The organism is Amycolatopsis acidiphila, assembly GCF_021391495.1.
In the GTDB taxonomy this organism is placed as follows: Bacteria; Actinomycetota; Actinomycetes; order Mycobacteriales; family Pseudonocardiaceae; genus Amycolatopsis_E; species Amycolatopsis_E acidiphila.
In genome coordinates this window covers 5,114,926-5,128,627 of record NZ_CP090063.1, presented here as the reverse complement: position 1 = coordinate 5,128,627, position 13,702 = coordinate 5,114,926, and the positions used below count along the sequence as shown (strand labels likewise).

The window sequence follows — 13,702 nt, the reverse complement described above, 5'->3', positions numbered from 1 at the left end:
CGGTTCGGGACGGGCGCGCCACGAGATCCCCGTCGTCAAGCCTTGACGCCCGCGCTCACGCGGGCCGTCGACCACGCCGCGGCGCCGACCCGGGGCGAGCCGGCTTGTGCTGGTAGAAGGGCTGCTTCGACGGTGGCAGGGGCGTGTTGCCCAGGACCAGGTCCGCCGCCTTCTCCGCCGTCATCATCACCGGGGCGTAGATGTTGCCGTTGGTGATGTAGGGCATCACCGAGGCGTCGACGACCCGCAGGCCCTGGGTCCCGTGCACCCGCATGGTCTCCGGGTCGACCACCGACCGGTCGTCCACGCCCATTCGGGCCGTGCACGAGGGGTGCAGGGCGGTCTCGGCGTCGCGGGCGACCCAGCCGAGGATCTGCTGGTCGGTCTCCACGTCGGGCCCCGGCGAGATCTCACCGCCGTTGTACTCGGCCAACGCGGGCTGGTTGAGGATGTTCCGCGCCACCCGGACCGCCTCGACCCACTCCCGCCGGTCGTTCTCCGTGGACAGGTAGTCGAACCGCAGGGCCGGGTGTTTCCGCGGATCCGTCGAGGTGATCTTGACCGAGCCGCGGGTGTCGGCGTACATCGGGCCGACGTGCACCTGATAGCCGTGCGCGCCGGCCGGGGACGTGCCGTCGTAACGGATGGCGACCGGCAGGAAGTGGAACATCAGGTTCGGGTAGCCGACTTCGTCGTTGCTGCGGACGAAGCCGCCGCCCTCGAAGTGGTTGGTGGCTCCCGGGCCGGAGCGCAGGAACAGCCATTGGGCGCCGATGAAGGGCCGCTTCCACTTCGCCAGCGACGGCATCATCGACACGGGCTTCTTACAGGCGTACTGGATGTAGACCTCCAGGTGGTCCTGCAGGTTCTCGCCGACCCCTGGCAGGTCCTGCACGACGTCGATCCCGAGCGCACCCAGTTCGGCGGCGTTGCCGACACCGGAGAGCTGCAGCAGCTGCGGAGTGTTGATCGCCCCGCCGCACAGGATGATCTCCTTGCCGTAGACCTCGCGCGTCGGCCCGCGGCCCTGGCTGTACTCGACCCCCACCGCGCGGGTGCCGTCGAAGAGGATCTGCGACACGAAGGTGCGCGTCCACACCGTGAGGTTCGGCCGGTCCAGGACCGGATGCAGATAGGCCCGCGCCGCCGAGAGCCGCCGCCCGCGCCGCACGTTGCGGTCGAACGGCGCGAAGCCCTCCTGCCGGTAGCCGTTGACGTCGTCGGTGCGCGGGTAGCCGGCCTGCTCGGCCGCCTCGAAGAAGGCGGTGAACAACGGGTTGGTCGCCGGCCCGCGTTCCAGCTCCAGCGGCCCGGAGCGGCCGCGGTAGCCGCTGCCGTTGTCGGCCAGGCAGTTCTCCATCCGCTCGAAGTAGGGCAGGCAGTGCGCGTAGTCCCAAGAGGACATTCCGGGGTCGGCGGCCCAGCGCTCGTAGTCCATCGCGTTGCCGCGCTGGAAGATCATCCCGTTGATGCTGCTCGACCCGCCCAGCACCTTGCCGCGGGCGTGGTAGACCCGGCGGCGGTTCATGTGCGGCTCGGGCTCGCTGCGGTAACCCCAGTCGTAGAACCGGTTGCCGATCGGGAAGGTCAGCGCCGCGGGCATGTGGATGAACACGTCCCATTTGCTGTCGCTGCGCCCCGCTTCGAGCACCAGCACCTTGTTCGCGCGCTCGGCGGAGAGCCGGTTCGCGACTGCGCAGCCCGCGGACCCGCCGCCGACGATGATGAAGTCGTAGGTCTCGGTCATGTGGTCGCTCCTTCTGGGACGGGAGTTCGGGGCCGGGTCAGCCCTTGAACCAGCGCTGAGGAGTGGGATCGATGTTGTGGTAGATGTGCTTGGCCTCGCGGTACTCGTCGAGCCCGGACGGCCCCAGCTCCCGGCCGATGCCCGACTTGCCGAAGCCGCCCCATTCGGCTTGCGGGAGGTACGGGTGGTAGTCGTTGATCCACACCGTGCCGTGCCGCAGCGCGCCTGCCACCCGTTGCGCCCGAGCGCCGTCCGTCGTCCACACCGCCCCGGCCAGCCCGTAGTCGGTGTCGTTCGCCAGCGCGATCGCCTCGGCCTCGGTGCCGAACCGCTCGACGGTGACCACCGGCCCGAACACCTCCTCGCGCACCACCCGCATCTCCCGGGTGCAGTCGCCCAGCACCGTGGGACGCAGGAAGAATCCCTTGCGCAGGGCGGGATCGACCGGCCTGTCGCCGCCCGCACGCAGCACGGCGCCCTCCTCGAGGGCGCTCGCGATGTAACCCTCGACCTTGGCCCGGTGCCCGGCCGACACCAGCGGCCCGGTCTCGGTGGCGGGGTCCAGCCCGCTGCCGAGCCGGATCTTCTCCGCGCGCTCGGCCAGCTCGGCCACGAACTCGTCGTGCACGCCGTCCTGCACGATCAGCCGGGCGCCCGCCGAGCACACCTGTCCGGAGTGGACGAACGCGGCGGCCAGCGCGTAGTCGACGGCCGTGTCGAAGTCGGCGTCGGCGAACACGACATTCGGGTTCTTGCCACCGAGCTCGAGCGCCACCCGCCGCACCCCGCGCGCCGCGGCGGCCATGATCTTCTCGCCGGTGGCGAGGCCGCCCGTGAAGGAGATCAGGTCGACCCCGGGATGTTCGACCAGTGCGGCGCCCACGGCGCCCGGCCCGAGCAGGAGGTTGACCACGCCGGGCGGTGTCCCGGCCTCCTCCAGCAGCGCGACGAACCGGATCGTGGACAGCGGGGTGACCTCGCTGGGCTTGAGGACCATGGTGTCGCCCGCGGCCAGCGCCGGCGCGACCTTCCACGACATCTGCAGCAGCGGGAAGTTCCAGGGTGCGATCAGGGCGCAGACACCCACCGGCTCGTACACGATCCGGCTGATCGCGTCCGGCCTGCCGGTGTCCACCACGCGGCCGGCCTTGGTGCCGGCCAGCGCGGCGTAGTACCGGAAGACGGCCGCGACGTCGTCGACGTCGATGCGGCCTTCGGCCAGCGTCTTGCCGGTGTCGAGACTCTCGATGCGCGCCAGCTCCTCGCGGTCACGCGTCAACAGTTCGGCGACCGCGGTGAGGAGTGCGGCCCGCTCCGCCGACGAGGTTCCCCGCCATGGGCCGTCGAAGGCGTTCCTGGCGCTCGTGACCGCCGCGGCGATCTCCTCCGGGCCGGCGACCGACACCGTCTCCAGGACTTCGCCGTCGAAGGGGTTGAGGACCGGTGCGGTGGCGCCGTTCGCCGGTTCCAGCCAGGTTCCGTTGATGTGAAGGTCCTTCATGGGCCCTTCCTGCAGTTCATGACGGCGGACGACGAGGTGCCGTGGTCCGTGCCCCGGCAAGTGCGTACATTTGTACGCTAAACGTGTACATGTGTCCATAGTCAGCCTCCGGACGGGGCGTGAGACGATCGCGACGCCGGCAGGTCCGGTGAAGGAGCGGGGGTCATGACCACGAACGGGACCACTGGTCGGCGGCGCGGGCCCAACGACCCGGAACGGCGCATCCGGATCGCTCGTGCGGCCATCCAGGTGGTCGCCGAGCGGGGGATCGACGGGCTGACCCACCGCGCCGTCGCGGCGGCCGCCGGGGTCCCGCTCGGGTCCACCACCTACCACTTCGCCACCCTCGACGACCTGCTCGAGGTGGCGCTGCACGAGGCGGCCGCGAACAACGTCCGGGTGCTGCGCGAATGGGAGGAGAACCTGCCGCCGGACACGGATTTCGCGGCCGCGCTGAGCGAGCTGGTGATGAGTTACCTCCACGAGCAGTACCCGCAGACCGTGGTCGAGTACGACCTCTACGTCGCCGCCCTGCGCCGCCCCCGCCTGCGTGCCGCGACCGCCGCCTGGGACGCCGCGCTGACCCAGCTGTTCGGCTCGCGCACCGACGCGCTCACCGGCCGGCTGCTCGCCGGGCTCTTCTGCGGCCTGGTGCTCCAGGCGGTACTGGCCGACCCGCGCCCGTCGGCCGCGCAGGTCGAAGCGCTCGTCCGCCGGGCCATCGCGGGCCCGGGAGCCTGATCCTCGAACGGAAACCCTGACGGGACAAGAAGTCCGGCCTACTCGGCGGTGGTCGAACTTCCGTCTTGACACGTCGCCCAGCGAGCACCACATCGGGGAGTTCCACGACCGGGTCCGGGCGAGGCTCGGCGAGACGGCGTGAGGCGCCGGGTCAGATGAGTGTCCGCACGGCCCGCTCGAAGCCGGTCACGTGGTCCAGTGCCAGGTCCGCGGCCTTCTTCGGGTCACCCTCGATGACGGCCGTGAGCAGCGGGGCGTGCTCGTGCACGTGGCCCGCCATCCCGCGCAGCCGGGGCGCGAAAAGGCACCAGATCCGCGTCGCGAGGTTGTCGTAGTGCACCAGGGTGTCCTCCAGGAACGGGTTGTGCGCGCACCGGTAGAGCGACCGGTGCAGTTCCAGGTCGGTCCGCAGCAGGTCGGCGTTGTCGCCGGAGTCCTCGCTGGTCTCCAGCAGTTCGCGCAACGCGGTGAGCGTTGCGTGGTCGGCCGCCGTCGCCCGTTCGGCGGCGGCGGCGGCCGCCACCGGTTCGAGTGTCCGGCGGACCTCGGAGATGTGCGCGAGATCGGAGATGTTGACCTCGGTGGCGAAGGTGCCGCGCCGCGGGAAGGCGACGACGAGCCGGTCGGCTTCCAGTCGTTTGAGCGCCTCGCGGATGGGGGTCCGGCCCATGCCGAGGGTGCCGCCGAGCCATTCCTCGTTGATCGGCTCGCCGGGAGCGATGTCGAGCATGACCAGCCGATCCCGGATGAACAGGTAGGCCTGCTCCGCGAGCGAGCGCCTGCCGCCCGGAATCTCCGTGTTGACCTGTACGTGCACGGCGCTTACCGTACATCCACATCTGATATATCAGAAGTTGGCCAGCCGCATCGGAGGCAGTCGGGATGACCACGACCATCGGCGGGCACGAGTCGGTGCTCGACCGCGCCTTGGGGGACTACGACCCCGGCGTGGCGGTGGCGATCGAGGCCGAGCCGACTCGTCAGCAGTCGACCCTGGAGATGATCGCCAGCGAGAACTTCGCGCCCAACGCCGTGCTGGAGGCGCAGGGTTCGGTGCTGACCAACAAGTACTACCCGGGCCGGCGTTACTACGGCGGCTGCGAGCACATCGACGTCCTGGAATCACTCGCGCTGGACCGGGTCAAGGCGTTGTTCGGGGCCGCGTACGCCAAGGTGCGGCCGCACTCGGGCGCGCAGGCCAACGCGGCGGCGATGGCGGCGCTGCTGCAGCCGGGGGACCGGATCCTGGGCCTCGCACTCGACCACGGCGGGCACCTGACCCACGGCATGCGGATCAACTTCTCCGGCCGCCGCTACGACGTGGCCGCCTACGGAGTGTCCGAACAGGACTCCCGGATCGACCTCGACGAGGTCGCCCGGGTGGCTCGCGAGCACCGGCCCCGGCTCATCCTCGCCGGCTGGCCGGCCTATCCCCGGCAGCTGGACTTCGCCCGGTTCCGGGAGATCGCCGACGAGGTCGGCGCCTACCTGCTGGTGGACATGGCGCACTTCGCCGGGTTGGTGGCAGCCGGCCTGCATCCCTCGCCGGTGCCGTATGCCCACTTCACCACGACGACGTACAAGACGCTCGGCGGCCCCCGCGGCGGCGTGATCCTCAGCAACGACGAGGCAGTCGCCAAGAAGGTCAACTCCGCGGTGTTCCCGGGGCAGCAGGGCGGCCCGCTGGAGCACGTCGTCGCGGCGAAGGCGGCCGCCTTCAAGATGGCCGCGGAACCCGCGTTCGCCGAGCGCCAACGACGTATTCTGCGCGGCGCCGGGATGCCGGCCGAACGGCTGCTCGCCACGGACACGAGCGCGGCCGGCATCTCGGTGCTCACCGGGGGCACCGACGTGCACCTCGTACTGGCGGACCTGCGCGAGTCCGATGTGGACGGCAGGCAGGCGGAGGACCGGCTGCACGACGTCGGTATCGCGGTGAACCGCAACGCGGTGCCGTTCGATCCGCGCCCGCCGATGGTCACCTCCGGCATCAGGGGCTCGCTGCGCGCCCGTGTCGCCGGGCTCACGGCCCGCTTCCCGCTCTGCCCCGGCCTGGGGGCCGCCCGATGAGCCGGGCACCCGGCGCGGACCTGCCGGAGGACCCCGACTTCCTCTGGGACAACCCCGACCCGAAGCCCGCCTACGACGTCGTGATCGTCGGCGGTGGCGGGCACGGCCTGGCCACCGCCTACTACCTGGCCAAGGTGCAGGGCATCACCAACGTCGCGGTGCTGGAGAAGGGCTGGCTTGGCGGCGGGAACATGGCCCGCAACACCACCATCATCCGCTCCAACTACCTCTGGGACGAAAGCTCCGGGATCTACGAGCACTCGCTGAAACTGTGGGAGGGGCTCGAGGACGAGCTGGACTACCCGATCCTGTTCAGCCAGCGGGGCGTGCTCAACCTCGCCCACGGTCTGCAGGACGTGCGCGACAGCGTCCGCCGGGTGAACGCCAACCGGCTCAACGGGATCGACGCCGAATGGGTCGATCCCGGGCAGGTCAAGGAGCTCTGCCCGATCGTCAACACCTCGCCGGACGTGCGATATCCCGTGCTGGGCGGCACCTACCAGCCGCGTGCGGGCATCGCGAAGCACGACTACGTCGCCTGGGGGTTCGCCCGCGCGGCCACCGTGCTGGGTGTGGACCTCATCCAGAACTGCGAGGTGACCGGCTTCGAGATCGTCCGCGGCCGGATCGCCGGTGTCGAGACCAGCCGTGGCCGGATCGCGGCGGGCAGGGTCGCGTTGTGCGCCGCGGGGCACTCGTCGGTGGTCGGCGCGCTGGCGGGCCTTGAGCTGCCACTGGCCTCGCACCCGTTGCAGGCGCTGGTGTCCGAACTGCTCGAACCCGTGCACCCCACCGTGGTCATGTCCAACGCGGTGCACGTCTACGTTTCGCAGGCGCACAAGGGCGAGCTGGTGATGGGCGCGGGGGTCGACAGCTACCAGGGCTACGGCCGGCGCGGCTCGTTCCACATCATCGAGGACCAGATGGCCGCCGCACTGGAGCTGTTCCCGATCTTCGCGCGCGCACACCTGCTGCGCACCTGGGCCGGCATCGTCGACGTGACTCCGGACGCCTCGCCCATCGTCGGGCTGACGCCGGTGCAGGGGCTCTACCTCAACTGCGGGTGGGGCACCGGCGGGTTCAAGGCGACCCCCGGCCTTGGCGACTGCTTCGCCCACACCATCGCCAAGGACAAGCCCCATCCCCATGTCGAACCGTTCACCCTCGAGCGGTTCGTCACCGGCGCCCTCGTCGACGAGCACGGCGCCGCAGCCGTCGCGCACTGAGCAGGAGAGGAGGCTTCCCATGCAGCTCATCCCATGCCCGTGGTGCGGGCCCCGGGAGGAAACCGAGTTCCACTACGGCGGGCAGGCGCATATCGGCTACCCGCAGGACCCGTCCGCCCTCTCGGACGAGGAGTGGGCCCGCTTCCTGTTCTTCCGTGCCAACCCCGAAGGTCCTTTCGCTGAACGGTGGAGCCACAGCGCCGGGTGCCGGCGCTGGTTCAACGCCGTCCGCGACACCCGGACCCACGACCTGCTCGCCGTGTACCGCATCGACGAACCCCGGCCGGTGATCTCGTGAACGAAACCCATCGCACCCCCTCCGGGGGCTTGATCGACCGGGACACCCCGTTGCGGTTCACCTTCGACGGCCGCAGGCTGACCGGCTACCGCGGTGACACGCTGGCGTCGGCGCTGCTGGCGAACGGCGTGCACCAGGTCGCCACCAGCATCCGGTTCGGCCGCCCGCGCGGCATCCTGTCCGCGGGCGCCGAGGAGCCGAACGCGCTGGTGCAGCTGGAGGAACCGGTTCCCGAGCCGATGCTCGGCGCGACCACCGTCGAGCTGTTCGACGGGCTGGTCGCCCGGGGTCTGCCCGGGCAGGGACGGCTGGCCGCCCAGCCCGATCCGGCCCGCTACGACGGCAAGCACGTGCACTGCGATGTCCTCGTGGTCGGCGCCGGCCCGGCCGGTCTGGTCGCCGCGCTGACCGCCGCCCGCGGCGGTGCGCGGGTGGTGCTCGTCGACGACCAGCCGGAACCGGGCGGCGCCCTCCTCGGGTCGAACGAGCACCTGGACGGCAAACCGGCCGTCGAATGGGCGCGGACGGTGGCCGATGAGCTGCGCGAGCTGCCCGGCACCCTCGTACTGGAGCGGACCACCGCCTTCGGCGCCTACGACGACGGGTTCGTGCTGGCACTGCAACGCCGCACGGACCACCTCGGCGCCGCTGCCCCGCGGCACGTGTCGCGCCAGCGCGTCTGGCGGATCCGGGCGAAGCAGACCGTGCTGGCGACAGGTGCGCACGAGCGACCGGTGGTGTTCGCCGACAACGACCGGCCCGGCATCATGCTGGCCGGCGCCGCCCGGACCTACCTGCACCGGTACGCGGTGCTGCCCGGCCGCCGCGCGGTGCTGTTCACCACGAACGACAGCGGCTACGCGGCCGCGCTCGATCTCGCCGACGCGGACGTCGACGTGCCGCTGATCCTCGACGCTCGCCCGGACGCCGCCACCGCCTGGACCGATGTGTGCGCGGAGCGCGGTATCGAGGTGCGAGCCGGGCACGCGGTGGTCGGAACCGACGGCGAGGAGCGGATCGCGGCCGCGCGGACCGCGTCTCTCGACGGTGCTGGGAAGTCGCGTGTGGACTGTGACCTGCTGCTGGTCGCCGGCGGCTGGAACCCGGCCGTCCACCTGTTCAGCCAGGCCCGGGGACAGCTGGAGTACGCCCCCGGGCTCGGCGCGTATGTGCCCGCCGGCGTGCTCCCGGCCATGCGGGTCGCCGGCGCCGCGTCCGGCGCGCTCGACTTCGCGAGCTGCGTGCGGGAAGGCCGGGACGCGGCGGAGGAAGCATTGTCCGCCACGGGATTCACCCCGGCACCCCGGTTCGCGCTGCCTGCCTCCGACGCCCGGCCCGAGGAGACCCCGCCCGCGGTCCGGTGGCTGGTCCCCGGCGCGGCGCCGGAACCCGACACCCGGTTCGTGGACCTGCAACGGGACGCCACGGTCTCGGATGTCCTGCGCGCCACCGGGGCCGGGTTGCGCTCGCTGGAGCACATCAAGCGGTACACCACCATCGGCACCGCGCACGACCAGGGCAAGACGTCCGGCATGCTGGCGGGGGGCATCGTCGCGGACGCCCTGGGCACCGACCTGGCGCGGGGGCGGCCCACCACGTTCCGCCCGCCGTACACGCCGGTCGCCTTCGCCGCGCTCGCCGGCCGGAACCGGGGTGAGCTGCACGACCCGGTGCGGGTCACCGCGATCCACCCCCGGCACCAGGCGCACGGCGCGGTGTTCGAGAACGTCGGCCAGTGGCACCGGCCCTGGTACTACCCGCGGCCGGGGGAGGACCTGCACGCCGCGGTGCTTCGCGAGTGCCGCGCCGCCCGGACCGGCGTGGCCATGATGGACGCCTCCACGCTCGGCAAGATCGATCTCCAGGGGCCCGACGTCACGGTGTTCCTCGACCGGCTCTACCCGAACATGATGAGCACGCTGGGGGTCGGCCGCATCCGCTACGGCGTCCTTTGCGGACTCGACGGCATGGTGATCGACGACGGTACCGTCATCCGGCTCGCCGAGGAACGGTTCCTGGTCACCACGACCACCGGCAACGCGGCGACGGTCCTGGACTGGATGGAGGAGTGGCTGCAGACCGAATGGCCGGACCTCGACGTGTTCGCCACCTCGGTCACCGAGCACTGGGCCACGATCGCGCTGGTGGGGCCGCTGTCACGGGAGGTCCTGGGCGCGGTGGCGCCCGGTCTCGACGTCGCCAACGCGGCCTTGGGGTTCATGAGCTGGCAGGACGCGGAGGTGGCCGGGATCGCCGCCCGGGTGTGCCGGATCAGCTTCTCCGGTGAGCTGGCGTACGAGATCAACGTCCCGTGCTGGTACGCGGGCGCACTGTGGGACGCGTTGCTGGCCGCGGGCGAGCCCTACGGCATCACCCCGTACGGCACCGAGACCATGCACGTGCTGCGAGCCGAGAAGGGCTACCCGGTCATCGGGCAGGACACCGACGGCACGGTCACCCCGCAGGACCTCGGGATGTCGTGGGTGGTGTCGAAGAAGAAGGCCGACTTCGTCGGCAAGCGCTCGTTCTCCCGTCCGGAGAACCTGCGGCCCGACCGCAAACAGCTCGTCGGCCTGCTGCCCGAGGATCCGGCCGTGCTGCTGCCGGAGGGCGCGCAGATCATCGAGTCCGACCACCTGCCGGAGCCGCCGGTGCGGATGCTCGGCCACGTGACGTCGAGCTACTCCAGCGCGGCGCTCGGGCGCACCTTCGCACTGGCGCTCGTGCGGTCCGGCTTCGGCCGGATCGGCGAAACGCTCTACGTGCCGGTCGGCGACGAGGTGGTGCCGGTGACCGTCACCGGCTCCGTGCTGTTCGACAAGGAAGGAGCCCGCCGTGACGGTTGAGACCCCGCGCCGCGCGCCGCTCGGGGAGTGGGCCACGCGGCTGGGCGAGCTGGCTCCCGCGCTGAGCATTGCCGAGCAGCCGTTCCTGACGCACCTCTCGCTCCGCGTCCGCTCGCGCGCGCCGATGGCTGCGCTTGGCGAAGTTCTCGGCACCGGGCTGCCCCGGCAGCCCTGCACCTTCGCGTCGGGCACGGGCCGGGCCGGTGCGGTCGACGTGGCGTGGCTGGGCCCCGACGAGTACCTGGTCATGGCAGCGCCCGGGATTCAGCCGGAACTGGAGAGCCTGCTGCGTCAGGCTCTCGACGGGACAGCGAGCGCCGTGGTCGATGTGTCCGCCCAGCGCACCACGTTGTCCCTGGCCGGTCCCGCGGTGCGGGACGTGCTCGCCCACGGCTGCGCGATCGACCTGCACCCGCGAGCCGCGCCCGCCGGGACCTGCGTGCAGACCTTGCTGGCGCGCACGGGCATCACGCTGCTCGTGCGCGCGGACGACGAGTTCACGCTGCTGGTCCGCCAGTCGTTCGCCCCGTACCTCGCGGCCTGGCTGGTGGACGCCGCGGCCGAGTACCGGACGGAGCGGACATGAGTCTGTCCGTCTTCGACCTGTTCAAGATCGGCAGCGGACCGTCCAGCTCGCACCCGGTCGGCCCGATGCTCGCCGCGCGGTCCTTTGTGGACGCGCTGACCGCCGTGGGCCGTGACGCCGAGGCGCTGGCCCTGTCCCGCGCGGTGCGCCGGCACTGCGAACGGCGGGCGCTGCTCAACGGCAACCGCACCGTCGTCCTCCGCTGACCACCTTTCCCCACCACACCAGGGAGTTCCCATGGCTGCCGCACCTCGTGTCGTGATCATCGGCGCCGGCATCGTCGGGGCGAACCTCGCCGACGAGCTGTGTGCCCGCGGCTGGACCGACGTCACCGTGCTCGACCAGGGGCCGTTGCCGCTCACCGGCGGCTCGACCTCACACGCGCCGGGCCTGGTGTTCCAGACCAACGCGTCCAAGGCGATGACGGAGTTCGCGCGCTACACCGTGGAGAAGCTCTGCTCGCTCGAAGCCGACGGCGCGCCGTGCTTCAACCAGGTCGGCGGCATGGAGGTGGCGACCACGCCCGCGCGCTGGGAGGACCTCAAGCGCAAGCACGGCTGGGCGACGTCATGGGGTGTCGAGAGCCGGCTGGTCGACACCGACGAGTGCGTCGAGCGGTGGCCACTGCTGGACGGTTCGCGGGTGCTCGGCGCGCTCTACGTGCCGACCGACGGGCTGGCGAACGCTTCGCGCGCGGTGGTCGCTCTTGTCCGCCGCGCCGGTTCGCGGGGCGCGACCTTCCTCGGCGCCACCCGGGTCACCGGGATACGGCAGTCCGGCGGCCGGGTCACCGCCGTGCGGACCGACCAGGGTGAGTTCGCCGCCGACATCGTGGTGTCCTGCGCCGGGTTCTGGGGCCGGGAGATCGGCGCGATGGCGGGCGTGGACGTGCCGTTGCTGCCGCTGGCGCACCAGTACGCGAAGACGGGCCAGGTGGCCGAACTCGTGGGGCGCAACAGCGAGGAGTCCGAGGCGGGCCTGCCGATCTTGCGCCATCAGGACCAGGATCTGTACTTCCGTGAGCACGTCGACCGGCTCGGGATCGGCTCCTACGCGCATCGCCCGATGCCGGCCGACCTGCGCGAGCTGGACGACGAGGTCACCGCGGACTCGATGCCCTCGATGCTCCCGTTCACCGAGGCGGACTTCGTGCCGTCGTGGGAGGAGAGCAAGCTGCTACTGCCCGCCCTGCGCCGGACCAAGGTCGAGGAGGGGTTCAACGGGATCTTCTCGTTCACCCCGGACGGCCAGTCGCTGGTGGGGGAGTCGGCGGACGTGCGCGGGTTCTGGATCGCCGAGGCGATCTGGGTGACGCACTCCGCCGGCATCGCCAAGGCGGTCGCGGAGCAGCTGGTGCACGGGCACGCGGAAACGGACCTGCACGAGATCGACGTGCACCGGTTCGAGGACGTGCAGCTCGCACCGGAGTACGTGAGCGAGACCTCCCAGCAGAACTTCGTCGAGATCTACGACGTCCTGCACCCGCTGCAGCCCCGGCTCTCGCCACGCGACCTGCGGGTCAGCCCGTTCCACACCCGGCAGCGTGAGCTGGGCGCGGTGTTCCTGGAAGCGGGTGGCTGGGAACGGCCGCACTGGTTCGAGGCGAACGCACCGCTGCTGAAGCGCCTGCCGCACGAGGCGCTGCCGCCCGCGCGCGATGCCTGGGCGGCGCAGTTCCACTCGCCGGTCGTCGCGGCCGAGGCATGGCACACCCGCAACCGGGTCGCGCTGTACGACATGACCCCGCTCAAGCGGGTCGAGATCGCCGGCCCGGGCGCGCTGGGGTTCCTGCAGGGGCTGATGACCAACCAGCTGGACAAGTCGGTCGGTTCCGTCACCTACACGCTGATGCTGGACGAGGCGGGCGGCATCCGCAGCGACGTCACGGTGGCGCGGCTGGAGCCGGAGGTGTTCCAGGTCGGCATCAACGGCGGCATCGATCTGGACCACTTCCGAAAGAACAGCCCGCCCGGGGTGTTCGTCCGCGACATCACCGGGGGCACGTGCTGCGTCGGGGTGTGGGGCCCGCAGGCCCGCGACCTCGTGCAACCGTTGTCCCGGGAGGACTTCTCGCACCAGGGCCTGAAGTACTTCCGGGCGCGGCGGGCCAGGATCGCCGGCGTGCCGGTCACCGCCATGCGGCTGTCCTATGTCGGCGAGCTGGGCTGGGAGATCTACACCGATGCCGACAACGGGGCGCGGTTGTGGGACGCGTTGTGGGAGGCCGGCCGCGAACTCGGCGTCATCGCCGCCGGACGCGCCGCGTTCAACAGTCTGCGGCTGGAAAAGGGCTACCGGTTGTGGGGCACCGACATGACGACCGAGCACGACCCGCACGAGGCCGGGCTGGACTTCGCGGTGCGTCCGGGCAAGGGGGAGTTCACCGGTCGCGCCGCCATCGGGAAGCGGACCCCCGTACGACGCCTGCGCTGCCTGACGGTCGACGACGGGCGCACCGTGGTGCTGGGCAAGGAACCGGTGTTCGTCGACGGCAGGAGCGCCGGCTACGTCACCAGCGCCGCGTACGGCTACACGATCTCGCGCCCGATCGCCTACGCGTGGCTCCCGCCCTCGGTGGAGGTCGGCAGCCAGGTCGGGATCGAGTACTTCGGCCGCCGCGTCCCGGCCACGGTTCAGGCGGAGCCCCTGGTGGACCCCGAGATGACCCGCATCCGGCGGTGACTTCC

At 71.4% G+C, this 13,702-nt stretch carries 11 protein-coding genes; 8 read left to right on the top strand and 3 right to left on the bottom strand.

Features of this window, described 5'->3' with window-relative positions:
* Positions 1-55: 55 nt before the first annotated feature.
* Positions 56-1,747 carry a choline dehydrogenase gene (betA, locus tag LWP59_RS25085; RefSeq protein WP_144633965.1) on the bottom strand — a complete coding sequence of 564 codons (1,692 nt, stop codon included), beginning with the start codon at positions 1,745-1,747 and terminating at the stop codon, positions 56-58.
* A gap of 37 nt (positions 1,748-1,784) precedes the next feature.
* Positions 1,785-3,248, bottom strand: a complete 1,464-nt coding sequence (locus LWP59_RS25080; protein WP_144633968.1) for an aldehyde dehydrogenase family protein — start codon at positions 3,246-3,248, stop codon at positions 1,785-1,787.
* Positions 3,249-3,413: 165 nt separating this feature from the next.
* Between LWP59_RS25080 and LWP59_RS25075 the strand changes: the two genes are divergently transcribed.
* On the top strand, positions 3,414-3,989 hold the full coding sequence (locus tag LWP59_RS25075; protein WP_144633971.1) for a TetR/AcrR family transcriptional regulator: 576 nt from the start codon (positions 3,414-3,416) through the stop codon (positions 3,987-3,989).
* Between the two features lie 151 nt (positions 3,990-4,140).
* Here LWP59_RS25075 and LWP59_RS25070 read toward each other — a convergent pair whose 3' ends face one another.
* Positions 4,141-4,806, bottom strand: coding sequence for a GntR family transcriptional regulator (locus LWP59_RS25070; protein ID WP_229858011.1), 666 nt, complete (start codon positions 4,804-4,806; stop codon positions 4,141-4,143).
* Between the two features lie 65 nt (positions 4,807-4,871).
* Here LWP59_RS25070 and glyA point away from each other — a divergent pair, with 65 nt between their 5' ends.
* The 7 genes from glyA to LWP59_RS25030 are packed head-to-tail and all read left to right on the top strand — an operon-like array spanning position 4,872 to position 13,697.
* Positions 4,872-6,059 (top strand): serine hydroxymethyltransferase, encoded by a 1,188-nt coding sequence (glyA, locus tag LWP59_RS25065; RefSeq protein WP_144633974.1) that lies wholly within the window; start codon positions 4,872-4,874, stop codon positions 6,057-6,059.
* The gene (locus LWP59_RS25060; RefSeq protein ID WP_144633977.1) at positions 6,056-7,285 is read left to right on the top strand and encodes a sarcosine oxidase subunit beta family protein; all 1,230 of its coding nucleotides are present in this window, start codon (positions 6,056-6,058) and stop codon (positions 7,283-7,285) included. Before glyA ends, LWP59_RS25060 begins: the two co-directional genes overlap by 4 nt.
* A gap of 19 nt (positions 7,286-7,304) precedes the next feature.
* Positions 7,305-7,583 carry a sarcosine oxidase subunit delta gene (locus LWP59_RS25055; protein WP_144633980.1) on the top strand — a complete coding sequence of 93 codons (279 nt, stop codon included), beginning with the start codon at positions 7,305-7,307 and terminating at the stop codon, positions 7,581-7,583.
* Complete coding sequence (locus tag LWP59_RS25050) at positions 7,580-10,429, top strand: 2Fe-2S iron-sulfur cluster-binding protein (RefSeq protein WP_186383059.1); 2,850 nt, start codon at positions 7,580-7,582, stop codon at positions 10,427-10,429. Before LWP59_RS25055 ends, LWP59_RS25050 begins: the two co-directional genes overlap by 4 nt.
* Positions 10,419-11,015, top strand: a complete 597-nt coding sequence (locus tag LWP59_RS25045; protein ID WP_144633986.1) for a sarcosine oxidase subunit gamma — start codon at positions 10,419-10,421, stop codon at positions 11,013-11,015. Before LWP59_RS25050 ends, LWP59_RS25045 begins: the two co-directional genes overlap by 11 nt.
* The gene (locus tag LWP59_RS40455; protein ID WP_144633989.1) at positions 11,012-11,221 is read left to right on the top strand and encodes a serine dehydratase beta chain; all 210 of its coding nucleotides are present in this window, start codon (positions 11,012-11,014) and stop codon (positions 11,219-11,221) included. Before LWP59_RS25045 ends, LWP59_RS40455 begins: the two co-directional genes overlap by 4 nt.
* A gap of 31 nt (positions 11,222-11,252) precedes the next feature.
* Positions 11,253-13,697, top strand: coding sequence for a GcvT family protein (locus LWP59_RS25030; protein ID WP_144633992.1), 2,445 nt, complete (start codon positions 11,253-11,255; stop codon positions 13,695-13,697).
* Positions 13,698-13,702: the final 5 nt, after the last annotated feature.